The organism is Streptomyces sp. NPDC127084 (genome assembly GCF_042724175.1).
Taxonomy (GTDB): Bacteria; Actinomycetota; Actinomycetes; order Streptomycetales; family Streptomycetaceae; genus Streptomyces.
Genome location: NZ_JBHXFA010000117.1, coordinates 1 through 24,723 on the forward strand (window position 1 = coordinate 1; position 24,723 = coordinate 24,723).

At 69.3% G+C, this 24,723-nt stretch carries 23 protein-coding genes; 18 read left to right on the forward strand and 5 right to left on the reverse strand.

Going from position 1 to position 24,723, the window contains the following annotated elements:
* Positions 1–37 precede the first annotated feature (37 nt).
* Entirely contained in the window at positions 38–553 is a 516-nt protein-coding gene (locus ACFWI9_RS24275; RefSeq protein ID WP_387165119.1) for a chaplin, read from the reverse strand.
* Positions 554–786: 233 nt separating this feature from the next.
* A complete protein-coding gene (locus tag ACFWI9_RS24280; protein ID WP_387165120.1) occupies positions 787–2,346 on the reverse strand; it encodes a hypothetical protein in 1,560 nt (519 codons plus the stop codon).
* 701 nt (positions 2,347–3,047) lie between these two features.
* Between ACFWI9_RS24280 and ACFWI9_RS24285 the strand changes: the two genes are divergently transcribed.
* The 10 genes from ACFWI9_RS24285 to ACFWI9_RS24330 all read left to right on the forward strand — a co-directional run bounded on the left by ACFWI9_RS24285 (position 3,048) and on the right by ACFWI9_RS24330 (position 18,046).
* Positions 3,048–3,995 (forward strand): UTP--glucose-1-phosphate uridylyltransferase, encoded by a 948-nt coding sequence (locus ACFWI9_RS24285; RefSeq protein WP_387165122.1) that lies wholly within the window; start codon positions 3,048–3,050, stop codon positions 3,993–3,995.
* A gap of 140 nt (positions 3,996–4,135) precedes the next feature.
* Positions 4,136–5,614, forward strand: coding sequence for a glycosyltransferase (locus ACFWI9_RS24290; protein ID WP_387165123.1), 1,479 nt, complete (start codon positions 4,136–4,138; stop codon positions 5,612–5,614).
* Positions 5,611–7,794 (forward strand): ArnT family glycosyltransferase, encoded by a 2,184-nt coding sequence (locus tag ACFWI9_RS24295; RefSeq protein WP_387165124.1) that lies wholly within the window; start codon positions 5,611–5,613, stop codon positions 7,792–7,794. Before ACFWI9_RS24290 ends, ACFWI9_RS24295 begins: the two co-directional genes overlap by 4 nt.
* 328 nt (positions 7,795–8,122) lie before the next feature.
* Positions 8,123–8,791 (forward strand): peptidylprolyl isomerase, encoded by a 669-nt coding sequence (locus tag ACFWI9_RS24300; protein WP_387165126.1) that lies wholly within the window; start codon positions 8,123–8,125, stop codon positions 8,789–8,791.
* 8 nt (positions 8,792–8,799) lie between these two features.
* Entirely contained in the window at positions 8,800–9,996 is a 1,197-nt protein-coding gene (locus ACFWI9_RS24305; RefSeq protein ID WP_387165128.1) for a glycosyltransferase, read from the forward strand.
* Positions 9,997–10,100: 104 nt separating this feature from the next.
* Positions 10,101–11,567 (forward strand): DUF2079 domain-containing protein, encoded by a 1,467-nt coding sequence (locus tag ACFWI9_RS24310; protein ID WP_387165129.1) that lies wholly within the window; start codon positions 10,101–10,103, stop codon positions 11,565–11,567.
* A gap of 89 nt (positions 11,568–11,656) precedes the next feature.
* Entirely contained in the window at positions 11,657–12,640 is a 984-nt protein-coding gene (locus ACFWI9_RS24315; RefSeq protein ID WP_387165131.1) for a glycosyltransferase family 2 protein, read from the forward strand.
* A 441-nt stretch (positions 12,641–13,081) separates the two neighbouring features.
* Positions 13,082–16,459: a pyruvate carboxylase gene (locus tag ACFWI9_RS24320; RefSeq protein WP_387165132.1), complete on the forward strand. Its 3,378-nt coding sequence runs from the start codon at positions 13,082–13,084 to the stop codon at positions 16,457–16,459.
* 161 nt (positions 16,460–16,620) lie between these two features.
* Positions 16,621–17,628, forward strand: coding sequence for an NADP-dependent oxidoreductase (locus ACFWI9_RS24325; protein ID WP_387165134.1), 1,008 nt, complete (start codon positions 16,621–16,623; stop codon positions 17,626–17,628).
* Positions 17,629–17,734: 106 nt separating this feature from the next.
* The gene (locus ACFWI9_RS24330) at positions 17,735–18,046 is read left to right on the forward strand and encodes a hypothetical protein (protein ID WP_387165136.1); all 312 of its coding nucleotides are present in this window, start codon (positions 17,735–17,737) and stop codon (positions 18,044–18,046) included.
* Here the strand turns inward: ACFWI9_RS24330 and ACFWI9_RS24335 are convergent.
* Entirely contained in the window at positions 18,006–18,419 is a 414-nt protein-coding gene (locus ACFWI9_RS24335; RefSeq protein ID WP_387165138.1) for a pyridoxamine 5'-phosphate oxidase family protein, read from the reverse strand. The two genes, ACFWI9_RS24330 and ACFWI9_RS24335, sit on opposite strands and share 41 nt — an antisense overlap.
* 90 nt (positions 18,420–18,509) lie before the next feature.
* On the opposite strand from ACFWI9_RS24335, the gene ACFWI9_RS24340 reads away from it, so the two are divergent.
* Positions 18,510–19,073, forward strand: coding sequence for a hypothetical protein (locus ACFWI9_RS24340; RefSeq protein WP_387165140.1), 564 nt, complete (start codon positions 18,510–18,512; stop codon positions 19,071–19,073).
* 58 nt (positions 19,074–19,131) lie between these two features.
* Here ACFWI9_RS24340 and ACFWI9_RS24345 read toward each other — a convergent pair whose 3' ends face one another.
* Positions 19,132–20,124 (reverse strand): SRPBCC family protein, encoded by a 993-nt coding sequence (locus ACFWI9_RS24345; RefSeq protein WP_387165141.1) that lies wholly within the window; start codon positions 20,122–20,124, stop codon positions 19,132–19,134.
* A gap of 3 nt (positions 20,125–20,127) precedes the next feature.
* Positions 20,128–20,955, reverse strand: a complete 828-nt coding sequence (locus tag ACFWI9_RS24350) for a histone protein (RefSeq protein WP_387165142.1) — start codon at positions 20,953–20,955, stop codon at positions 20,128–20,130.
* Positions 20,956–21,215: 260 nt separating this feature from the next.
* On the opposite strand from ACFWI9_RS24350, the gene ACFWI9_RS24355 reads away from it, so the two are divergent.
* The 7 genes from ACFWI9_RS24355 to ACFWI9_RS24385 are packed head-to-tail and all read left to right on the forward strand — an operon-like array spanning position 21,216 to position 24,713.
* On the forward strand, positions 21,216–21,566 hold the full coding sequence (locus tag ACFWI9_RS24355) for a gas vesicle protein (protein WP_387165144.1): 351 nt from the start codon (positions 21,216–21,218) through the stop codon (positions 21,564–21,566).
* Between the two features lie 27 nt (positions 21,567–21,593).
* Complete coding sequence (gene gvpJ / locus ACFWI9_RS24360; protein WP_387165145.1) at positions 21,594–22,100, forward strand: gas vesicle protein GvpJ; 507 nt, start codon at positions 21,594–21,596, stop codon at positions 22,098–22,100.
* Positions 22,101–22,110: 10 nt separating this feature from the next.
* Positions 22,111–22,824, forward strand: coding sequence for a GvpL/GvpF family gas vesicle protein (locus tag ACFWI9_RS24365; RefSeq protein ID WP_387165146.1), 714 nt, complete (start codon positions 22,111–22,113; stop codon positions 22,822–22,824).
* Positions 22,825–22,862: 38 nt separating this feature from the next.
* Positions 22,863–23,114: a gas vesicle protein GvpG gene (locus ACFWI9_RS24370; protein WP_387165148.1), complete on the forward strand. Its 252-nt coding sequence runs from the start codon at positions 22,863–22,865 to the stop codon at positions 23,112–23,114.
* Positions 23,115–23,168: 54 nt separating this feature from the next.
* Positions 23,169–23,591 carry a gas vesicle protein gene (locus ACFWI9_RS24375; RefSeq protein ID WP_387165150.1) on the forward strand — a complete coding sequence of 141 codons (423 nt, stop codon included), beginning with the start codon at positions 23,169–23,171 and terminating at the stop codon, positions 23,589–23,591.
* On the forward strand, positions 23,584–24,462 hold the full coding sequence (locus ACFWI9_RS24380; RefSeq protein ID WP_387165152.1) for a GvpL/GvpF family gas vesicle protein: 879 nt from the start codon (positions 23,584–23,586) through the stop codon (positions 24,460–24,462). The genes ACFWI9_RS24375 and ACFWI9_RS24380 overlap by 8 nt, the downstream gene beginning before the upstream one ends.
* Positions 24,459–24,713 carry a gas vesicle protein gene (locus tag ACFWI9_RS24385; RefSeq protein WP_387165153.1) on the forward strand — a complete coding sequence of 85 codons (255 nt, stop codon included), beginning with the start codon at positions 24,459–24,461 and terminating at the stop codon, positions 24,711–24,713. Before ACFWI9_RS24380 ends, ACFWI9_RS24385 begins: the two co-directional genes overlap by 4 nt.
* The last annotated feature ends 10 nt before the right edge of the window (positions 24,714–24,723 follow it).

Sequence of the window (24,723 nt, forward strand, 5' to 3'; positions counted from 1 at the left end):
CATGGCGTGTCGCCATGGCGGACCGCCGCACGTGTCGTCAGGAGTTGACGCAGGCGTTTCCGGCCGCCGGGTTCAGCATGCCGATCACGTTGAGGCTGTTGCCGCAGACGGCCACGGGGACGCTGACGGGCACCTGGATGACGTTGCCGGACAGGATCCCGGGGGAGTCGGACGCCGCGCCCACGGCCATGGCGCCGGTCGACGCGTCGCCGTCGGCCATGTCTCCGTAAAGGATCCCGGAGGAGTCGGAGTCGGAGTCGGAGTCCCCGTCCACGATCATGGCGCCGGTCGACGAGTTGTTGCCGTCGGACACGCTTCCGTTGACACAGGCGTTGCCCGAGGTGCCGTTGAGCATGCTGATCACGCCGAGCGAGTTGCCGCAGGCGGCGATGGGCACGTTGACGGGCACCTGGATGACGTTGCCGGACAGGATCCCGGGGGAGCCAGCGGCCACACCCTGGGCTCCGGCGTCGGCCAGGGCGACCGAGGTGCCGCCGATGGTGGCCGCACCGACGGCCAGTGCCACGACCGCGCATTTGACGAGACGGAACATCGCTACCTCCACAGTGCTGTTTGGACAGACCGCCCCTTCGCGTATCTGCCCGTTCAGTTACGTATGGGTTGTTATCAGCACTTTGGCGAGTTGTCCGAAGGTAACGGGTCGCGGCGTCGCGTAAGCCCCTGAACGGACCAGCGGGAGGGAGCGATTGCGGGCGTCCTGTCCCCGCGGCACACCCGGCTCTCCGCATGCGTCGCGGAGTGCCGGGTACGCGGGGAAGAACCCGGTCAGATGAACTCGACCAGCGGGAAGGAGCGGTGGAGCCGCGGCGGGGTGAGGAAGTTCTGGCGCCGGGTGGCGGTCAGGAAGCGCTCGAGACCGTTCTCGTCCTCTGCCACGTCGTTCTGTTCGGCCAGGTCGAGCGACGCCTGATTGCGGCGCATGGCACGGAAGAACTCGGCCGTCGGCACGAAGATGGTGAACTGGAGCTTGGGCTGCGCCGAGCCGTCCGGGACGTCCATGCTGTCGTAGCCCGGTCCGTCCATGCGTACGTGCAGGGGTAGTCCGGAGGCGGTACGGGAGGAACGCTGGAGGCCCGAGAGGTGCCCGATTCGGTGCTCGCCTTCCGGCGTACCGATGCCCTGGGCGCTGCGGAGCGCGTCGTCCGTGCCCTGGAAGGTGTTCTCCAGGAAGGCCGGTCCGCCGCCGTCGGTGTACTGGTCCGCGTTGCCCTCCGCGGGCGGAGGCGTGGAGCGGAACATGTACTGGACGCGTTCGGTGTACATGGCATCGTCCTGGGGGACGCCGGTGTCGTCGACGTCGTAGAACTGCTGGAGGTCCATGATGACGTGTGAGAGGTGCTGGATCGAGCCGTTGCCGAAGTAGTCGCCTGGTCGGGCCGTGGTCAGCGAGCTCGACTGGAAGGTGACGGCGCCGGCGGCGCTGGTACCGGAGGTCTGCTGGTCGGCGAAGCCCATCCACATCGGCGACCTTGGGTTGACCATGAACGCGTAGACCAGGTTGTTGGCGTCCGCGACCTTCCTCGGCAGGCCGATCTGGGTGAACATCGCCCGGCTGGAGGTGAAGGTCAGCAGGTCGGACAGTAGCGGCGAGACCTGTGAGCGGCCGGCCAGTCTGTTGCTGCCGCCGAGCCACCCCAGGACGTCCTGGATGTTGGCGGCGTTGTCGCTGCGCAACGTGAACAGGAGGTCGTTGCCCTCGATGGCCACCGGCACGTTGAACCGCCGTTTGGTGATCCGGGGGTTGGCCGGGGAGACGTCCGTGGGACCGGCCACGGCCTCCTCCAGGACGTAGCGTCTGGTCGAGGATCTCAGGCGCGGCATGTGCGCCGAGACCAGTGGGCCGTGGAGGCCCCCGGGCAGCTTCCCGAAGTAGGGCAGCCCGTAGGCCACGAAGGTGAACACGCCCGACGGGGAGAAGGCGTATGCGCGCTCGATGGTGGAAAGTGCGGAGCTCAGCCTGACCTGGTCGCCGCGCGTGGGAGGGCGCAGCAGCCGTGCCGTCGCGAAGACCGTGTGGACCGGGCCCATCTGGACCTCGATGCCGTCGACCGTGGTGACGGGCCCCACGTAGTTCGCTATGTCGAACTGGATGTCGGGGAGGGCGGCGGCCGCGGCGGCCGCAGACGTCATGCGGGTCGGCACCACCGAGGAGTTCTTGAGCACTTCGAGTGCCGCCACCGCGGCGGCGAGTGCACCGCCCCGCAGCACGCCGCGGCGGGTGGGCCTCATGCCGGGTGCTCCCCCCGCGCCATCGGCGACACCGCCGGGCGGGACGGCGGGCAGGGCGGGCTCGGCCGCCGGTGTGGAGCCTTGGGAGTCATCCATGACGTCTTCCAATCCTTGGGCGCGGATGTGAGGGGTGATCGGCCGAACGGGGACGCGCTCCGGGGAGAGTCGGACTGCGCAGGATTGAAGTGTTCATGACATTCCGAGCTGGACCGCACCCGCCTGCCATGCACTCCGTACGCAGCCCGAGTGGAGTGACGCGAATGTAGGGCTGACGCGGATGCGCCCACACGGTGAATACCGGCCAAGGAGCCCACTGTGAGCCGACTGTGGGAAGGCTGTGAATCGGCGCATGGCTCTTCACTTCACCGCCCGGATCTGCCCGGCCCCGCCCTCGTCGGCGACGGCCGAAGACGTGCCCGGAACGATGCCTGATCCGGGTGGCGGACCCGGCACTGCGACGCCGGGTGTGCCTCGTCCACGCTGCCGTACACCCCCGGTGCTCACGCCGCCGTGGTCCGGACGACCCGGTCAGGTGGCCGGATGGCGCACGTAACGGCCACCGCGCCCGGATGGAAGGTCCATCCGGGCGGTGCCTCGTCGTGCCCATGCGGCATATGACCTCGTGTCACCCGACGTGCCCCTTCCCGGTCGGCATCCGGTGGGCCGCGGGGGCCGGTCATCATGGGTGGGGGGCAACGCCGGTGAGGTGCGGTGCCGGCCGACTCCGGTGCGAACACATGGTCCCGTCCCAGGTGTCCCACAGGTCGTGCCTAACCTGGCGGGCGAGTGTGACGGCCATGAACGCAACCACCGCCACCCTCACCGCCACCGTGACCAAGGCCGTGATCCCCGTCGCCGGACTCGGCACGCGGTTCCTGCCGGCGACCAAGGCGACCCCCAAGGAGATGCTGCCGGTCGTCGACAAACCGGCGATCCAGTATGTCGTCGAGGAGGCGGCGGCCGCCGGGCTTGAGGACGTCCTCATGATCACCGGACGCAACAAGCGCGCGGTGGAGGACCACTTCGACAACAACACCGAGCTGGAACACGCTCTCGCCACCAAGGGGGACACCGCCCGCCTGGACGCCGTGCGCCGGGTGACCCGGCTGGCCCATATGCACCACGTCCGCCAGGGCGAACCACTCGGCCTCGGCCACGCGGTCCTGTGCGCGCGCAGCCACGTCGGCGACGAGCCCTTCGCCGTGCTCCTGGGAGACGACCTCATCGGCCCAGGGGAAGGACTGCTGGAGCGGATGCTGCGGGTGCGGGCGCGCTACGGCGGCAGTGTCGTCGCCCTGATGGAGGTGGCGCCCGACCGGACCCACCTCTACGGATGCGCGAAGGTCGAGCCGGCCGGCGGGGCGGGCTCCGCGTACGACGCGCACGATCCGCTGGTACGCGTGGTCGACCTCGTGGAGAAGCCGGCCCACGGGACCGCTCCCAGCAACTACGCGGTGATCGGCCGCTACGTCCTCGATCCGGCCGTCTTCGGCCTCCTGGAGAAGGCCCAACCGGGCCACGGCGGTGAGATCCAGCTCACAGACGCCCTCAGGGAACTGGCGCACTCGGACGACCACCCCGTGCACGGAGTCGTCTTCTCCGGCCGCCGTTTCGACACCGGTGACCGCGCCTCATACCTCCGCACCATCGTCGAGCTCGCCTGCGAGCGCCCCGACCTGGGGCCGGACTTCCGGAGCTGGCTGACGGACTTCGTACGAGCGGGCCACGAGGCACCGGGCGGCTGACACCCCCGGCCCGGCTGCCCCGGGTCCCACGCCCCAAGCCTCGGGCCCCAAGCCCCCAGCGCCGGGCGCGAACGGGATCCACAGACGCCGCACAGCTTCACCACATCGATGTGACAGGGCACTACTGGAGGGTCGGAACCATGCACACGGACTCCTGGATGGGAACTCTCCCGGCGCGGGAGCACATCCCCGTAGCGACACCCGGACCACCCGTTCTCGACGTGGTGATACCGGTCTACAACGAGGAGAAGGACATCGAAGGTTGCGTGCGCCGACTGCGCGAGCACCTGGTGCGCACCTTCCCCTACGACTTCCGGATCACCGTCGCGGACAACGCCTCCACGGACCGCACTCCGGAGATCGCCGCCCGGTTGTCCCGGGAGATCGCCGAGGTGAGCCTGTTCCGTCTGGAGCTGAAGGGCCGCGGACGCGCCCTGCGCACTGTCTGGGGTGCCTCCGACGCGCCGGTCCTCGCCTACATGGACGTCGATCTCTCGACCGACCTGAACGCGCTGTTCCCGCTGGTGGCACCGCTGATCTCCGGCCACTCCGATCTGGCGATCGGCACCCGGCTGGCCGGCGGCTCCCGTGTCGTGCGCGGTCCGAAGCGGGAGTTCATCTCCCGGGCCTACAACCAGATCCTGCGCCGTTCGCTCTCCGCCCGCTTCTCCGACGCACAGTGCGGATTCAAGGCGATCCGGCGAGAGGTGGCGCAGGTGCTGCTGCCCCTGATCCAGGACACCAACTGGTTCTTCGACACCGAGATGCTGGTGCTCGCCGAGCGCGCCGGGCTGCGGATCCACGAGGTGCCCGTCGACTGGGTCGACGACCCGGACTCGACGGTGAACATCGTCAAGACCGCGACCGAGGACCTCAAGGGCGTATGGCGGGTCGGCAAGGCCCTCGCCACCGGCAAGCTCCCGCTGCACCGGCTGCGCCGCCCGTTCGGCGACGACCCCCGGGACGCGGAGCTGCCCGGCGTCCCGAAGGGCCTCGCGCGCCAGTTGCTCGGCTTCTGCGTGGTCGGCGCCCTGTCCACCGCCTTCTACCTGCTGCTGTACACCCTCTTCCGGCTCGGTATGGGAGCCCAGGCGGCCAACGCGTTCGCACTCCTGGTGTCGGCCGTCGCCAACACGGCGGCCAATCGCCGGCTCACCTTCGGAGTACGCGGACGGGACCGTGCGCTGCGCCACCAGGCCCAGGGCATGCTGGTCTTCGCCATCGGCCTGCTGCTGACCAGCGGTTCGCTCGCGGCGCTCGACGCCGCGGGCGGCAGGGCCTCGCACGCCGCCGAGCTCACCGTGCTCATCGTCGCCAACCTCGCCGCGACCATCGTGCGGTTCCTGCTGCTGCGCACCTGGGTCTTCGCCCAGAGCGGGCGCGGAGCGCACGCCCGTACCGAACCGGCGTCCGAGCCGGTCTCCCACGAGCGGGAAACGCACCACCTCCTGGACGAGACCACCCCGATCATCTACCGCCCCCTGCCGCACTACTACGCAGAGGCCGCATCGCCGTACGGCGACCCGCAGCACAGCCGCGCCGACGACGCCGCGGACACGAACCGGCACGCCACCGTACGACCGCGCCCCGACGGCCACACAGCAAGGAACCCGCGATGACCACCACCCACACCGACCGTTTCGACACCGGTGCGGCAGGCCCACCGCCGAACCCGGGATACGACGGCCCGTCTGCGACCCCGTCCCGGCACGTCCGCGACGGCTCCCGCCTGGCCCGGCTCCGGCAGGGCAGGCCCGGCGACCCCCGCTGGGCACGCCCGGCGCTGATCGGGCTGCTGCTGGCCACCGGACTGCTGTACCTGTGGAACCTCGGCGTCTCCGGGTGGGCGAACACCTACTACACCGCCGCTGCCCAGGCCGGCAGCACCGGCTGGAAAGCGTTCTTGTTCGGCTCGTTGGACGGCGCGAACTCCATCACGGTCGACAAGCCCCCGGTCTCGCTGTGGCCGATGGACCTGTCGGTGTGGGCCTTCGGACTGAACTCCTGGTCGATCCTCGTCCCCCAGGTCATCATGGGGGTACTGACCGTGGCCCTGGTGCACGCGTCGGTCCGGCGCCAGTTCGGCCCCGGGGCGGGCCTGCTCGCCGGTTCGGTCCTCGCGCTGACCCCGGTCGCCGCGCTGATGTTCCGCTACAACAACCCCGACGCGCTGCTCGCGCTACTCCTCGCGCTCAGCGTGTACTTCGTGCAGCGGGCACTGGAGGACGGGCGTACGAAATGGCTCGTGTGGTCGGGTGTGGCGATCGGCTTCGCCTTCCTGACCAAGCAACTCCAGGCAGTCCTCGTGCTGCCGCCGCTCGCGCTGGTCTACGCCGTGTGCGCGCCGGTCAAGCCGCTCAAGAGGCTTTGGCAACTGCTGACGGCCGGGCTCGCGATGCTCGTCGCGGGCGGCTGGTGGGTCGCCCTGGTCGAGCTGTGGCCCGAGTCGTCCCGCCCCTACATCGGCGGCTCCACCGACAACTCGTTCCTGGAGCTGACCTTCGGCTACAACGGCACCAGCCGCGTCAGCGGCAACAGCGGTGGCGGCCCCGGTGGCGGTGGCGGTTTCGGCAACACGGGCGAAACCGGGGTCGGCCGGCTGTTCAACGACGGCCTCGGCGGCCAGATCTCCTGGCTGCTGCCCGCCGCGCTGATCCTGCTGGCCGCCGGTCTCATCCTGACCCGCAAGGCCGGCCGGGCCGACGCGACCCGTGGCGCCTTCCTGGTCTGGGGCGGCGCGCTGCTGACAAGCGCCGCGATCTTCAGCTACGCCTCGGGTGTCTTCCACGAGTACTACACCGTCGCGCTCGCTCCCTATCTCGCCGTCCTGATCGGTATGGGCGTGGCGCTCCTGTGGCGGGAGCGCGGCACCCGGTGGGCCGCTCCGGCCCTCGGCGCCACGGTCGCCGTAACGGCGGTGTGGGGGTACGTCCTGCTCGGCCGCACCAGTGAATACGGTCCGCTCAAGTGGCTGGTGCTCGCCGCCGGTCTCGCCGCGGCCGCGGGGCTCCTGTTCGCCGCCCGGCTGGGACGGCGTGCGGTCCTCGGTGTCGCGGGACTGGCTCTCGCCGCGTCGCTGGCGGGTCCGTTCGCCTTCACGCTGACCACGCTCAACACGGAGCACACGGGCGGAACGCCCACGGCCGGCCCCGCGTCCACCAGCGCGTTCGGCGGCGGGCGCGGCGGCGGTGTGGGCGGGCCCCCGGCCGGTATGCAGCCCCCGAACGGCGTGGGCCAGGGCCAGAACCAGGGAATGGGCCAGGGCCAGGGGATGCCCGGTGGTGTAATGCCCGGTTACGGAGGTATGGGGCAGCAGCCTCCCGGTGGCATGGGCCAAGGCCAAGGCATGGGCCCGGGCCAGAACCAGGGCCAGGGCATGCCTGGTGGCGGGATGGGTCAGGGCAGACCGGGCGGCGGCACGGGCGGCCCCGGTGGCGGTAACGCGACCATCAGCGGCGAGGTCGAGGAACTGCTGCTGAAGGACGCGAGCAAGTACACCTGGGTCGCCGCCGGAGTCGCCTCACACTCCACCGGCGCCTACCAGATCGCCACCGAGAAGCCGGTGATGGCAATCGGCGGATTCAACGGAAACGACCCGTCCCCGACCCTGGACAGCTTCAAGTCGCTGGTGGACGAGGGAGCGATCCACTACTTCATCCCCGGCAACGCACAAGGCCCGGGCGGCGGCGACGGAAACAGCGTCGGCAGCCAGATCAACACCTGGGTCCAGGAGAACTTCAAGAAGGTCACGGTGGGCGAAACGACCCTCTACGACCTGACCCAGCAGACCACTTCCTGAAAGAGCACCTCGCGGACGGCGGCCCGGTACCGCCGTCCGCGAGGGCGTGTCCGCTCCCGCCATCACCAGGCAGACCGCCACCCTGAACGGTCTGCCGAACGGTTGACGGCATCGCCAAGTGGCAGACATGCGATCACCCACACGGGTCGGATTGGGTGACTCGGCCCTATTGCCGGCGGTTCATGTGGGCACCGCGTGTTTGGGTCCATGGTCAGCCGTCATCCATCCGACCGAGGCGTAGATGTCCGAGAGTGAACCGCAGCCGGAACCGAAAACCGACGCACCCCCCCGGGAAAGCCGTATCCGCAGGCGCGGTGCGCGAGGTGTGATGCTGCGTGGGTCGGCGACCGCGCTCGCCGTCACCCTGGGGTGCGCCTCACTGACGTGGGCCGCCGTCGGCCTCACCACCGAACGCATGACAACCACGTCTGTGGTGAAGGCGCTGTCGTCGTGCGGGTACACGCTCAGCAATCCCGCCAAGCGGGTGGCACTGCCACTCACCGGCGGCAAGGCTCCCACCCGCCCGTACACCGTGACACTGGACACGAGCATGGGCGATGTCGTCTTCGAGTCGTTCAGTAGCGACGCACCCTGCGCCACGAACTCATTCGTCCATCTGGCTCGTCAGGGGTACTACAACGACAGCGCCTGCCACCGTGTATCCACTCGGCATATTTTCGTTCTCGAATGCGGAGACCCCGCGGGCAAGGGAGTTGCCGACCCCGGGTACTACTTCAAGGACGAGAACCTGGCGGGAGCGACCTATGACGCCGGCACCGTGGCAATGTCCAAGGTGATTCCCGGGCGGAATGGAAGCCAGTTCTTCTTGAGCTATGCCGACCCGGAGGTGCGGATGCCGCCCGCGTGGACCCCGTTCGGCAGAGTGGTGAAGGGCCTGGAGGTCCTCAAGTTGATCGGAGCGAACGGAACCCGGAACGGCAGCTCTGACGGAATTCCAAAGCAACCCGTAGTGATCGAATCGGTGACCGTTCGGTAAGGGAGCTCATGAAGCCGTCCATCTGTCTCTGCATGATCGTCAAGAACGAGTCGAAAGTCATCGAGCGCTGCCTGAACGCGGCAAAGGGGCTCATCGACTACTGGGTCATTTCCGACACCGGCTCCACCGACGGAACCCAGGAACTGATCCGCTCGGTGCTCGACGGGATTCCGGGTGAGCTCCACGATGAGCCCTGGGTGAATTTCGGGCACAACCGCACCCTGAACATCCGGCACGCCCTCGGCAAGGCCGACTACCTGCTGCTACTGGACGCGGATCTGGAAGTGTGCGGCGACGGCGAGTTCCCCTCGCTGACCGCCGACGCGTACATGCTGCGCCATGACTGCGACACCTCGTACCGCATCAGGCGGCTGGTCCGAGGTGATCTGCCGTGGAGGTACGAAGGCGTCACTCACGAGTTCATCACCTGCGACCGAGAGGTACGCCAGGAGAACACGGATGCCCTGGTGATCCGCGACCACGGAGACGGCGGATCCAAGCACGACAAGTTCGAGCGCGACGCACGGCTGCTCAGCCTGGAGCTCCAGCGCGACCCCGACAACCCGCGTACCGTCTTCTATCTGGCGCAGACCATGCGGGACCTGGGGCGCAACGCCGAAGCGATCGAGCTCTACGAGCGGCGCGCCGCCATGGGCGGTTGGGCCGAGGAGGTGTACTTCTCCCTGCTCCAGGTCGGCATCCTGGAGGCCGCGGCCGCACACTGGCCGGACGCCGCGGAAGCCTTCACCAAGGCCTGGGAGACCCGCCCTCAGCGCCTGGAAGCCTGTTACGAACTCGCCTCGCGGCTGCGCAAGAAGGGGCGTTACCACACCGCGTTCGCGCTGCTGTGCGGTGTGGTCGGCCGCCCCCTGCCCGCGGAGGACATCCTGTTCACCCAGCCCTGGGTGTACCAGTGGGGACTCATCTTCGAGTACTCGATCAACGCCTACTGGGTCGGGGCCTATGACGAGTCCCTCGCCGCGTGCGACGTGCTGCTGTCGATGCCGGACCTCCCCGGGCACATTCGCGAACAGGTCGTGAAGAACCGCGCGTTCGCCGTCGAGAAGTACTCCGCGGGAGAGCCTGCGGCAGAGTCGGCGGCAGAGCCCGAGAACGAGCTCGCCCCCGCTCAGCAGCCGGACGAGCAGCCGGACGATCAGCCGCAGGCTCCCGCCGCCCGCCGGCCTCAGCCCGTGGGCGGCTGAGGCGTTCCGTGTGCGCCCGCGGTCGGTTCGCCGACCGCGGGCGATCAGTCCGAAGAGTCCGCCGGTCGGACGTCCACCAGGTCAACCAGAGAACAGGCACGGTCATGAACGCGTTGTCCCTCGGCACCCTCCGGCCGCGGCTTGCGGTGGTCCTTCCGAAGCGGCAGACCCCGGCGGATGCCGCACCTGCCGGGGAGCGCGGCGTCGGGTGGCAGATCTGGAGTCTGGTGGGTGTGCTGTTCTTCCTGTACATGCTGCTTTCGCTGCGCACCCATGAGCGGATGCTGTCGAACAGCTTCGACCTGGCGATCTTCGAGCAGGTCGTCCACTCCTACGCGCACGGCAGACTCCCCGTCTCGGAGGTCAAAGGCCCGGACTTCCCCGTGCTCGGTGACCACTTCTCACCGATCCTGGCCACTCTCGCCCCCTTCTACTGGCTGTGGCCGTCCGTCAAGACCCTGTTGGTGGCCCAGGCCGCGCTGGTGGCAGTGAGTGTCGTCCCACTGGCCCTCTGGGTCCGCCGGACACTCGGCCTGACCGCGGCCCTGGTCGTCGGAGCCGCCTACGGCCTGTCCTGGGGCATCGCGAGCGCGGTGGGTTTCGACTTCCACGAGGTCGCTTTCGCCGTGCCGTTCCTGGCCTTCTCGCTGGCCGCGCTCGGCCAGGAGCGGCTGCGTGCGGCGGCTTGGTGGGCCATGCCGCTGCTGCTGGTCAAGGAGGATCTGGGGCTCGCGGTCTGCGTCATCGGTCTGCTCATCGCCCGACGCGGCGCGCGCCGGCTCGGCCTGATCACTGCGGGGATCGGCCTGGGGGCGAGCCTGCTGACGGTGCTGGTGATCCTGCCGGCGTTCAGCCCCAGCGGCGACTACGGCCACTGGTCCGGACTGGACAGCGTCGCAGCCGGCGACGGCGACTGGGCCTCGTTGCTGTACCGCGGCACCATCGGCGTCATCACTCCGATGACAAAGCCGTCGGCCCTGCTGCTCTCGCTGGCGCCCACGCTGTTCCTGGCGGTCAGATCACCACTGATCCTGGTCGCGGTGCCGACTTTCGGATGGCGATTCGTCTCCCACTACTCGGCGAACTGGGGAGTCGACTACCACTACTCCCTGGTGGTGATGACGATTGTCTTCGCGGCCTTCATCGACGCACTCGTGCGGCGCCGGCCCGGGACCGCGACCCTCCGCCGCTATCTGGCGGGCACCGCGGCGATCACCCTGCTTCTCCTGCCCCAGTTCTCGTTCTGGAAACTGGTCCAGCCGGCCACCTGGCACAGTGACCCGCGCATCGGTACGGCCCGTGAGGTCATGCGCCTGATCCCCGACGGCGACACCGTGCAGGCATCGACCTTCCTGGTGCCGCAGCTCGCAGGCCGTACGAGTGTGAGCCTCTTCGGCTGGCCCGACAGCCGCCCCAACCCGCAGTGGATTCTGGTGGACACGGCTCTGCCGGACAACCGCCGGTGGCCGCTTTCGTATCTCCAGGAACGCGCAGCCCTGGACGCGGCGCGGGCCCGTGGCTATTCCACGGCGGCCAGCACCGGGGGCTTCGTGCTGCTGCGCCGCTCCTGAACGGTCCTTGGTAGCCCACTGGTGTGAAGCTGCCGCCACGCGGCGACGCGCCCGCCCTTTCCCGGTGCCATCAGAGGTTCACTGAAGCCGTGTCGGATATCCGCATCTCCATCGTCGTGCCGTGCTTCAACGAGAGTGAGGTCATCGGCAACTTCCACCGCGCCCTGACCGCCGCGCTTGAGCAGACGGGCGAGCGCTACGAGATCTGCTACGTCGACGACGGCAGCCGTGACGGCACCCTGGAGCAGGTGCGCGCGTTCGCCGCGTCCGAACCATGGGTGCGCTACACGTCGTTCAGCCGCAACTTCGGCAAGGAAGCCGCGATGCTCGCGGGGCTGCGTATGTCGCTGGGAGCCACGGTGGTCCTGATGGACGCCGATCTCCAGCACCCGCCGGGACTGCTGCCGCGCATGCTCGAACTCCACCGGCACGGCTACGACCAGGTGATCGCCCAGCGCGACCGCACGGGTGAAGGTGCCCTGCGCACCGCTGTCAGCCGGACCTACTACCGGCTGGTGCACCACTTCATGGACATGGCGCTGGTGGACGGCGCGGGGGATTTCCGGCTGCTGTCCCGCCGCGCGGTCGACGCACTGCTGCTCCTTCCGGAGAGCAACCGCTTCTCGAAGGGGCTGTTCTGCTGGATCGGTTTCGACACGGTCAGCTTCACCTACCGAAACGCCCCCAGGGCAGGCGGGCGTTCCAAATGGGGCGGCCGGCGCCTGCTGGAGTACGGCATCGACGGCCTGATGTCCTTCAACAGCCGCCCGTTGAGGCTGGCGATCCACGCCGGTCTCTCGCTGTTCCTGTCCGCTCTCGGCTACGCGCTGTGGATCGCTGGGAGCGCCGCACTGAACGGGGTCGACACACCCGGCTACGCCACCCTGATCGCCGTGATCGTCGCGCTCAGCGGAATCCAGCTCGCCACCCTCGGCGTCGTCGGGGAGTACGTCGGCCGGATCTACCACGAGTCCAAACGCCGTCCGCACTACCTGGTGCGTGAAACGGACGACACCCTGGAAACCGCGGCCGCGTCGCTGCCGGTGACGGTTGCGGCGACCCGCTCGGGGTAGGCACCGCAGCCTACCGGGGCGGGGTCCGTCGCCCCCGATGGAGGAAGTCCCCTCCGGACGCCGGGGCGGGCTGCGCTCCCACTCCGGGGCCCAAGGGTCCGACCTGCGGCCAGCTCCACGAGGAGGCCGAGCACCGCAATCTCGAAGGACGGTCGAAGTCGAAGAAGGCGCAGCTCGCCCGGAAGCCCGGCTACTGGCACATCGCCTCGTAGCGTGATGCCCGCGCCGCTCCGGAGCGCCACGCGGAGGGGCGTCAACCGGCGCAATTCGGTACGACCAGGACGTACTCTGCGTGACGTAGCTCCCTCCGGCGGGAGATCGACGCGAGCGCCGGTGAATCGGTAGCGTCCACGGGAACAGCGAATGCCGGCCCCGGCAGTCGGGTCGGCATCGTCACCTTCACCTTGAGGCCGCGCGCCCGCAACACGACAGGGGACTTCGATGTTCCGCAAGGTATTGGTCGCCAACCGGGGCGAGATCGCGATCCGCGCCTTCCGCGCGGCGTTCGAGCTCGGCATCTCCACGGTGGCCGTGTTCCCTTACGAGGACCGCAACTCGCTTCACCGTGCCAAGGCGGACGAGGCCTACCAGATCGGCGAGAAGGGCCACCCCGTGCGGGCCTATCTGTCGGTCGACGAAGTCGTCAAAGCCGCGCGCAAGGCCGGTGCCGACGCCATCTACCCCGGCTACGGCTTCCTGTCCGAGAACCCGGACCTCGCCGCTGCCTGCGCCGACGCCGGGATCACCTTCGTCGGACCCCCGGCCTCCGTACTTCACCTGACGGGCAACAAGGCCCGCGCGGTGGCCGCCGCGCGTGAGGCGGGGGTCCCGGTGCTGAAGTCGTCGGAGCCGTCCACGGACGTGGACCAGCTGCTCGACGCCGCGCAGTCCATCGGCTTCCCGGTCTTCGTCAAGGCCGTCGCGGGCGGCGGCGGGCGGGGAATGCGGCATGTCACCGAGCCCGGGGAGCTGCGGGAGTCGATCGACGCGGCGATGCGCGAGGCGGAGTCGGCCTTCGGCGACGCCACCGTCTTCCTTGAGCAGGCTGTCGTCAACCCCCGCCATATCGAGGTGCAGATCCTCGCAGACGGCCAGGGAAATGTCGTCCACCTGTACGAGCGGGACTGCTCGGTGCAGCGGCGCCACCAGAAGGTCGTGGAGATCGCCCCGGCGCCGAACCTCGATCCCGAACTGCGTGACCGCATCTGCGCCGACGCCGTCGCGTTCGCCAGGCACATCGGCTATGTCAACGCGGGCACCGTCGAGTTCCTCGTGGACGAGCGCGGCAACCATGTCTTCATCGAGATGAACCCCCGTATCCAGGTGGAGCACACGGTCACCGAGCAGGTCACAGGACGGGACCTGGTCATCGGGCAGCTGCGGATCGCCGCCGGGATGACACTGCCCGAGCTGCGGCTGAGCCAAGACGACATCGTGCTCAACGGCACGGCCCTCCAGTGCCGGATCACCACAGAGGACCCCGCCAACGGCTTCCGTCCCGACACCGGCACGATCTCCGCGTACCGCTCGCCGGGCGGCCCCGGCGTACGGCTCGACGGCGGCACCGTCCACACCGGTGCGGAGGTGTCCGCCCACTTCGACTCGATGCTGGTCAAACTGACCTGCCACGGCCATGACTTCACCAACGCCGCCCGCCGCGCACGGCGGGCGATCGCCGAGTTCCGTATCCGCGGGGTCGCCACCAACCTGCCGTTCCTCGGCGCGGTGCTCGACCACCCGGGCTTCCGCGAGGGCCGGGTCACGACGAGTTTCATCGCCGACCATCCGGAACTGCTTACGGCGCGCCCGTCGGCCGACCGCGGCAGCCGGATGCTCAGCTACCTCGCCGAGACCACGGTCAACCGCCCGCACGGTCCGCGTCCCCAGGTGATCGACCCCGTTCTCAAGCTTCCCGCAGTCTCTCTGGGCGCTGAGCCCCCCGCGGGCTCCCGGCAGCGTCTCGCGGCTCTCGGCCCCGAGGCGTTCGCGGCGGAACTGCGCGCACAGCGCGCTGTCGCGGTGACCGACACGACCTTCCGTGACGCCCACCAGTCCCTGCTGGCCACCCGGGTGCGGACCCGCGATCTGCTCGCCGTCGCCCCCTATGTCGCCCGCACCGCACCGGAGCTGCTCAGCCTGGAGTGCTGGGGCGGCGCCACCTACGACGTCGCGCTGCGCTTCCTCGCCGAAGACCCCTGGGAGCGGCTCGCGGCACTGCGGGAAGCGGCACCCAACATCTGTACCCAGATGCTGCTCCGCGGGCGCAACACCGTCGGCTACACGCCGTATCCCGTCGAGGTGACCGACGCCTTCGTCGCCGAGGCGGCGGCGACCGGTATGGACATCTTCCGTATCTTCGACGCACTCAACGACGTCTCGCAGATGCGTCCCGCCATCGACGCCGTACGGTCCACCGGCACCGCGCTGGCCGAGGTCGCCCTCTGCTACACCGGTGACCTGTCGGATCCCGCCGAGCAGCTCTACACCCTCGACTACTACCTGCGCCTGGCCGAGGAGATCGTCGAGGCCGGGGCCCACGTACTGGCCATCAAGGACATGGCCGGACTGCTGCGCCCGCCCGCCGCCCGCACCCTGGTCACCGCACTGCGCGAGCGCTTCGACCTCCCGGTGCATCTGCATACCCACGACACGGCGGGTGGCCAGCTCGCCACCCTGATCGCCGCGATCGACGCGGGCGTCGACGCCGTCGACGCCGCAGTCGCCTCGATGGCGGGCACCACCAGCCAGCCGTCCCTGTCGGCGCTGGTCGCGGCCACGGACCACACCGAGCGCGCCACCGGCCTCTCGCTCGACGCGGTCGGCGCGCTGGAGCCGTACTGGGAGGCGATGCGCAAGGTCTACGCCCCCTTCGAGTCCGGGCTCGCCTCACCCACCGGGCGGGTCTACCACCACGAGATCCCCGGCGGACAGCTGTCCAACCTGCGCCAGCAGGCCATCGCGCTCGGCCTGGGCGACCGCTTCGAGCTGATCGAGGACTGCTACGCCGCCGCCGACCGGATGCTGGGCCGGCTGGTCAAGGTGACCCCCTCGTCGAAGGTGGTGGGCGACCTCGCCCTGCACCTGGTGGGAGCCGGTGTCGACGCGGCCGACTTTGAATCCGACCCCGGAAAGTTCGACGTACCCGACTCGGTGATCGGGTTCCTGAGCGGTGAACTGGGCGACCCGCCCGGTGGCTGGCCCGAGCCGTTCCGTACCCGGGCGCTCAAGGGCCGCCCCGCGCAGGCCGTGGCGCCGACCCTCTCGGATGAGAACCGCCAGGGACTCGACCAGGACCGCCGGGCGACGCTGAACCGGCTGCTGTTCCCCGGCCCGACCAAGGAGTTCGACGCCCATCGCGAGGCGTACGGCGACACGTCGGTACTGCCCACGCAGGACTTCTTCTACGGGCTGGAGCCGGATGTCGAGCACACCGTCACCCTGGGCGCCGGTGTCACCCTGCTCATCCAGCTTGAAGCGATCTCCGAGGCCGACGAGCGCGGCATCCGCACCGTGCTGGCCACGCTCAACGGCCAGCTGCGGCCGGTGTCGGTGCGGGACAAGTCCATCGCCACCGAGGTCAAGGCGGCGGAGAAGGCCGAACGCGGCAACGACCGGCATGTCCCCGCACCGTTCGCCGGTGTGGTGACGCTCCAGGTCGAGGAGGGCGCGACGGTCTCGGCGGGCCAGACGGTGGCGACCATCGAGGCGATGAAGATGGAGGCGTCCATCACCGCGCAGTGCTCCGGCACGGTCTCGCGGCTGGCCATCGGAAAGATCCAGCAGGTCGAGGCGGGCGATCTGCTCATCGAGATCGGCTGACAGCGGCTGACCACCCGCGTTCCACGAGGGCTTGCCGGCCCCTGTGGGACGCGGGTGGCGCATGTCATAGGCACGGGGCACTGTGGGCGTATGACGGACTCGCGTTCATACCTACCGGTCGGTATGGTGAGGCGTCAGTATGCGACAGGAGGCAAGGCCTGATGACTGCGACCAACCGCCAGATCCGCCTGGCAGCACGCCCCTCCGGCACGGTGCGCCCCGAGGACTGGGAACACCACACCGCACCTGTGGCGGAGCCGGGACCCGGCCAGTTCGCCGGACGGACCCGGGTCATCTCGCTGGACCCGGCCATGCGCGGCTGGCTCGACGACCGCCCCTCGTACCTTCCGCCCGTGGGCATCGGCGAGGTGATGCGCGCCGGGTCGGTCATCGAGGTCACCGCGTCCGACCACCCCGGCTTCCAGCCCGGTGACCAGGTCCTCGGCACCTTCGGCGTGCAGGAGTACGCCGTGTCCGACGGCAAGGGCGCCATGAAGATCGACACCTCGCTCGCCCCGGCGTCCACGTACCTCGGCGCGCTCGGAATGCCGGGCATGACCGCCTACTTCGGCCTGCTGGACGTCGGCGCGCTGAAGGAAGGCGAGACGGTCGTGGTGTCCGGGGCGGCGGGTGCCGTGGGCTCCATCGTGGGACAGATCGCCAAGATCAAGGGCTGCCGGGTGGTCGGCATCGCGGGCGGCCCCGAGAAGTGCGCGCTGCTCACCGGCGAGCTGGGCTTCGACGCCGCGATCGACTACCGCGAAGGCGACATCAGGCAGCGTCTGCGCGAGCTGACCCCGGACGGTATCGACGTCTACTTCGACAACGTGGGCGGCGACATCCTGGACGCCGCGCTCACCCGGCTCGCGATGCACGCCCGCGTGGTCATCTGCGGGGCGATCAGCCAGTACAACAACACCACACCGGTCAGCGGACCCTCGAACTACCTTTCCCTGCTGGTGCGCCGCGCCCGCATGGAGGGCTTCGTGGTCTTCGACTACGCCAAGCGCTACGCCGAGGCCGCGCAGGAGATCGCCGGCTGGATCGGCGACGGCCGGATCAAGGTCAAGGAGCATGTGGTCAAGGGCGGCGTGGACGACTTCCCGGAGACGTTCCAGATGCTGTTCCGCGGGGACAACGTGGGCAAGCTGGTCCTCGACCTGGGCTGACGCCCGAGTACGCGGATGCCCGGGTGGTCATCTGAGTACCTGGGGACACCCGCACTGAGTACCTCACCCGATCCATGTCGGCGGGCGCGGGGCTGAAATGGGAGTCATGAATCCCGAAGCCCCGCGCACCCTCCGCGTCCAGCACGTCACCATGACGGGCACGGCTCTCGCCACGGCGCTGCTGCCGCTGGTGGTGGGCGTCCTGGTGGCGAAGTCCATGGGCGCTGACCCCATGACGCCGGTGAACGCGCTCATCACCAGCGGCGGTCAGCGTGCTCGGGTGTGCACGTCGCAGCTGCGCGGCTGCGGTCGCAGCGCGGTCGCCCGCTGGAAGGGCGGGGCAGAGCGCGAGAGCGCCGCCGGGACGGCCGGGCGGCTCACCAGCCGGCTGGCTTCGCGGTGCCCATGGCGCGGGTGACGGCGATCTCGATGACCACGCGCTCCGGATTGGGCCGGGGCGGCTTGTAGCGTTCGGCGTAGCGCCGCTCGGCATCGGCCACGGACTCGCGGTCGTCCTTCACGACGGCGGTGCCTTCGAGGGTGCACCACAGCCGCCCCTCGGCCTGACTGACGGCGACCGGTGTGCCTGGGCCCGCGGCGCGCAGATTGCGGACCTTCTTGCTGCCCGCGCTGGTGATGACGCGAGCGATACGGGAGCGCGGGTCATAGGTCACGCCCACGGGCACGAGGTGCGGGGTGCCGTCCGGGCGGGGAGTGGTGAGGTAGCAGATCCGGCGTTCCCGCCAGAAGCGTTCTCCCTCGGTGGCCCCGGCCATGTCCTCGGGCGTCATGGTGTGCGTGCTCCGATCGTGGTGGTGTGCGATCCCGGTGGGGCGGGGCCGCGAGTCGCGAACCGGGGGCCGCTGCCGTAGACAGGAAGTATGAACGCGGCTCCCCGGCATGACGATGCTCTCACCATCTATCTCAACGATCATCTGGCGGGTGCGACGGCAGGGGTCGGACTGTCCCGGCGGATCGCCCGGGTCCACCGTTCCTCGCCGCGCGCCGCCGACATGGAACGCATCGCCGACGACATCGCCGAGGACCGGGCGTCGCTGGTGGCGCTGATGCGGTCACTCGGGGTCGGCCCGCGCCGCTACAAGGTGTGTGCGGGGTGGGCCGTGGAGAAGCTCGCGCGGCTCAAGCCCAACGGCCGTCTCCAGCGCCGCGCCGGGCTCAGCTCGCTCGTCGAACTGGAGACCCTGCGGCTCGGCATCCAGGGCAAGTACGAGCTGTGGCAGTCCCTGGCCGCCGTCGCGGAGGAGCGCCCGCACCTCGATTACGGGCGGATCCGCGAGCTCAAGAACCGGGCGAGGCGGCAGATGGAGATCGTGGACGAGCTCCACGCCGAGTCGGCGGGCGTACTGAGCGGGACCGACGGGACGAGCGGGACGAACACCGACGCGCTGAGCGGGACGAACGCCGACCGGCCGGTCGGGATCTGACGAGTGCGTGTCCGTGCGGCTCCGAGGACAGGCCGCGTGAACCGCGTGCGGTAACGCGTCACTCCTCGCCGTCCTCGCCGTCCTCGTCGTAGTCGTCTTCGTCGTAGTCGTCTTCGTCGTACTCCTCGTCCTCGTCCGTGCCGGCCACGTCGTCCTCGTCCGTGCCCGCCTCCTCGTACTCCTCGTCGCCATCCCCTTCGTATTCCTCGTCGGATGCTTCGGTCTCAGCCTCTTCCTCCTCCACGGCCTCCTCATGGCTGCGGACCACCTCACCGTCGCGGATCTCGCCGCGCCAGCCTTCGGGCTCATCGTCGGTCAAGGTGACGTAACGCTGGAAGTTCTTGAAATCCAGTCGCAGGCGCCGCCCTTGGGCGCGCCAGAGATTGCCGGTCTTCTCGAAGAAGCCTGACGGGTAGTACTCGACGACGAGCACGACGCGGGTGAGATCCGGGGTGACCTCGTGGAAGCTGACGCAACCGCGAGTGGTCCCCTTCGCGCCCTCGGAGGTCCAGACGATCCGCTCATCCGGGATCTGCTCCTGAACGGTGGCCTTCCAGCCCCGGGTTGACGGACCCACCTTCACCTTCCAGTCGCTGGCGGTGTCATCCGACTGCGACACGCTCCGCACACCCTTGGTGAAACTGCTGAACTCCGCGTACTGGGTCCAGTGGTCATAGGCCGTGCGTCTCGGCACTCCGACGTCCAGCACCTCGATGATGTTCGTCACCTTGGTTGTGCCGGGCTTGCCGCCGCGCCCTCCGCCGCCGAACAGATCCTGCGCCTTGCCCAGGACGTTGTCCTTGAGGCCCTTCGCCTTCTCGCTGACGAAGGCCTTCAACGGGGAGTCGCCCTGGAGTACGCGCAGGCCGACGGGAAGCGGCCCTCCGCTCTCCGCGGAGTCGAGGAGTTGGTCGGTGACGTCTGCCAGCTTGTCGCCCGCCTTCTCCGCCAGATTCTCCACCTGGGCGCCCAGGTAGTCGATGAGTTCGTCGCGCAACTGGTCCAGACCCGACGCCTCGCTGCGGTCGGAGTCACGAACTTTCCCGGCCATGACCTACCTCCGACGTGACGTGGTCTTCTTCGCGGCCGACTTCTTCGCCGCTGCCTTCTTGGCGCTCGGCTGCCTCGAACTCGACTTCCGTGCGGGGGCGGTCTTCTTGGCGGCACTCTTCTTCGCGGACCTGCCCGCGGTCGTCTTCTTGGCCGCGCTCCTCTTGGCAGGAGCCTTGCCGGCGGCCGTCTTCTTCGCAGTGGTCTTCTTCGCCGTGGGACGCTTGGCGGGGGCCTTCTTCGCCGGAGTCGCCTTCCTGGCCGGGGACTTACGGGGAGCGGGCCTCCTGCTCGGGGCTGCCTTCTTCGCCGCTGTCCGCTTGCGGGGCGGCGCGGGGCGCTCGCGACGACGTCGCGGCGGCTCCTCGTCAGCCTCTTCCTCCTCCTCGGCTTCGTCCTCTGGCTCCTCCTCCTCTTCTTCCTCTTCCTCCGGCTCTTCCGCCGGACCCTCGTCGTACGCTTCCTCCTCCTCGTCTTCCTCCTCTTCGTACCGCGGTTCCTCCTCTTCTTCCTCTTCCTGTTCACCGAGGCGCAGCGTGCGTTCGTGGAGGGACTGAGCAAGGTCACCGAGCCGGCGGTCGGCGGTGGCCGTGAGGGCCTTGCGGCCGGCGTCGAGCAGCTCTCCCCGGATCTGGTCGTTGAGTTCTGCGACCTGGGGGATGTCCCCTAGCCGTCGCAGCCCCTCCGTGGCCAGCTGCTGCGGATCGAGCCCGAAGCGACGGCCTGCGAGGTAGGTCGCCATGGCAAAGGCAAGCCGCCCCTTCTTGGCCCGCCCGAGCAGGTATCCGCCCGCGACGGCCGCCGCGAGGGCGATCTTGGTCGTGTCGTTCATGAACAGTCCCTTCGGAAAGGGCAGGGAGCGCCTGTCCGGGTGCAATTTCCCCAGCCCACCAGGCGATTGAGGAAACTCAGCCCGGCGTGGGGGCGAGCCGGCAGCGGTCGGTGCGGCGGATCCGAGCACAGACCGCTCGCACCGCTCGTCCGGGGCGGATACCGGGAAACTGCCCGGATCGGCAAGGGATATGTCCCGATATGATGAAATTGTATGTGTGTGATGGGGATGTGGCGCCCGCTTCGACAACCGGAGAGATCATGGCCGCAGCAGAACCCGCCAGACGACGGGCTGCCGGCAGCCGCGGCACCGGCCGCGAGCGGTCGGAAGGGTCCGGGAGACGCGCCGGCAAGGAAACGGCGGCTTGGGCGATGCGCTCGGCGGCCGAACAGCTGACGGAGCTGCTCGGACGCCGCCCCGAGTCCGTCTCGGCGCTCAAGCCCACGGACGACGGCTGGGAGGCCGATGTGGAGGTGCTGGAACTGGAGCGAATTCCCGAGACTACGAGTGTGATGGCCAGCTACCGGGTGACGCTCGACAAGGAGGGCGACCTGGTGGCGTACGAGAGGACGCGGCGGTACACCCGCGGGCAGATCGACCGGCGAGGCTGACCGGCCCAGCCGGTGAGAGGAGGCGCCATGACTGTGGTGCCGCAAAGCGGTGGGAGTGTTTCCAGGGGCGGCGGTTCGAGCAGTCTCTACGACGTCCTGGAACTCATCCTCGATCGCGGACTCGTCATCGACGTCTTCGTCCGTGTGTCCCTGGTGGGAATCGAAATACTGAAGATCGACGCGCGCATCGTCGTGGCCAGCGTCGACACGTATCTGCGCTTCGCCGAAGCATGCAACCGGCTCGACCTCGAGTCGGGCAGCAGGCAGCCGGCGCAGCTGACCGACATCGTGGGGGACACGGTCGAAAGCGGAGCCAAGGGCAAGTCCAAGGGCGCACTCAGCGGCGCGGCGGAGGCGGTCACCGGCACCCTCAAGAGCATCACCGGCCGTGAAGACGAGGATGATGAGGACGAGGAAGAGCCTGCGGACGAAGAAGGGGTAGACGAGGAGAGAGAAGAGGAACCGGTGAGGCGGCGCAAGACGGCTCGGCGGACCTCCTCACGGCAGGTGAGGGGTTCTTCCCGCGAGAGGTAAGTGGTCAGGCATGGCCGTATACATCTACTCGATCGTCGACAAGCAGCATCCGCTGCGGCTCGATGGTCTCAGTGGCGTCGGCGAGGGCGGCACACGACTGCGGACGGTGACCGCTGGGGCGCTGTGCGCGGTGGTCAGTGACGCGGCGGAGGATCTGCGCCCCAAACGCCGTGATCTCGGAGCACACCAGGAAGTGCAGCAGAGCCTCATGGCGGACGGCACCGTGCTGCCTCTGAGATTCGGGCTGCTGGCCGCCGACGACGAGGCTGTGCGACTCGTGCTGGAGGAGCATGCCGACGAGTACCTGGACCGGATCCAGGCCCTGGACGGCTGCGTGGAATACCACCTGAAGGCGGCGCAGGACGAAGGGGCTCTGCTGCGGCAGATCCTCGATGAGAACGACGCCGCGCGGCGGCTCAACGAAGAGATCCGCGGTGGGCAGGCGGGCCCTGACGCCTCTGTGGCGCTGGGGGAACTGGTCGCCCATGAGGTGCAGGCGCGGCAGGAGTCCCTGGCCACCGGTGTGGTCGAGGCGCTCCGACCGTTCGCCCGGCTCCACGAGTCATCCCAGCCGACCGGCTCCGACTTCCTCAGTGTCTCGTTCCTCGTGCACCACGACCAGGACGAGGCCTTCCTCACCACGGAACTGAGCGTCGCGGGCCAGTTGGGCGACGACTTCGACTTCCGGCTCAGCGGCCCGCTGCCGCCGTACAGCTTCGTCTGACGCCGCCTGACTCCGTTCGAAGGTGAAGGGAAAATCCCATGGGTCTGTTCACACAGCTCGTCACCCTTCCGCTGGCCCCCGTACGGGGCGTCGCCTGGGTGATGGACCGGGTCGTCGAGGCCGCGGAGAACGAGTACTACGACCCGGCACCGGTGCAACGCGAACTCGCCGAGCTCGAAAGGCTGCTTCTGGCGGGGGAGATCGACGAGGAGACCTTCGACCGGCGCGAGGACGAACTACTCGACCGACTGGAGGAGATCCAGGCTTTCCGGCGCGGCGAACAGCCATGACCAGGCACGTGGGGGACCGCGTACCCCGGTGCAACGGAACGCGAGGCCATCACCGTGAGTGAACCGCTCGCCAACCGGCTCGGCTCGTATCCGTCGAGGGCGGCGCCCTACGGGCAGGGCTCCTCCGCCAACCTCGCCGACATCCTTGAGCGAGTGCTCGACAAGGGCATCGTCATCGCCGGGGACATCCAGATCAATCTGCTCGACATCGAACTGCTCACCATCAAACTGCGCTTGATCGTCGCCTCGGTGGACAAGGCGAAGGAGATGGGCATCGACTGGTGGGAGCACGACCCATCCCTCTCCTCCCGTGGCAGGGGCGAGCGCTCACTGGCCGAGGAGAACCGGCGGCTGCGGGCCGAGATCGAGGCCCTTCGCCAGGGCGGAGAGCTTCCCGGAGCGTCTTCCGGGCGACGGGGCGAGGAGCCGGCGGAGCCGAGGCCAGGGCACCGCAGGAAGAGTGCGCGCGATGAGTGACCAGGGTGACCGCACCGCCGATGCGGCGGACGCCACGGATACCGTGAGTGCCGAGAACGTCACGGATGTCACCTACGCGTACGCCGTGGCCCGCAATACCGGGACCCTCGCGGCGGCTGTGGACACGCTCCGGGGAGTGGCCGAAGCCCCCGTACATCTCGTCGCCGGGACCCGGGGTGACGGCTTGGTGCTCGTGGCAAGCACCGTGCCCGCACGCGACTTCCTGGAGGAAGCCCTCAAACGGCACTTCGAGGACCTGGAATGGCTGGAGGCGGTGGCCCGCGCCCATCACCACGTCATCGAGGCGCTGGCCCGCCGCACCACCGTGCTGCCTCTGCGCCTCGCGACGGTCTACCTCGACGACACCCGTGCGCGCGGGGTGCTCGATGACGGCTGGTCCGCCTTCGACGAACGCGCCGACCGGCTGGCAGGCCACGTCGAATGGGGGGTCAAGATCTACGCCGACCCTTCCGCGGCGCCCGCCGCCGCGGACCCCGCCCCGTCCCCCGGGCTCTCACCGGGACGTGCCTACCTCCGCGGCCGCCGGGAGCAGCGCAGCGCCCGCGACAGCGTCTACGCGGCGGCGCAGCGGGCCGCCGAGCGGGTCGAGGCGGTCGGCCGCGACTACGCCGCCGGACGGGCCCGGCACCGGGTCCAGCAGGGGGCGCTGGCGGAGGCGAGCGGCGAGAACATAGTCAACGACGCGTATCTCGTCGCCCTGGACCATGCGGATGACTTCCGCGGCGAGGTCAGCCGAGCCGCCGACGGTCTGGACGGCGTCCGGATCGAGGTCACCGGTCCCTGGGCCCCCTACTCCTTCGCCACGCCCCCGGAGTCTCCGGACGAAGCGGTCGAAGGCGCGTCCCGATGAGCGCGCCGGGGCCGGGGCCCGTACCGCACTCGGAGGTCGAGCCGTTGCCGGACCGGCAGGTCGCGCTGATCGATCTGCTCGACCGGCTGCTCAGCGGCGGTGTGGTGCTCACCGGTGATGTGGTGCTGTCCATCGCGGACATCGATCTGGTACGGATCTCACTGCGGGGGCGGTTGGTGGGCAGATTCACCCCCAAACCAAACACGGGGGGGGGGGGCGCCCGCGCCCCCGGCGCGGAAGCTCCAGCCTAAATCAGCCGCC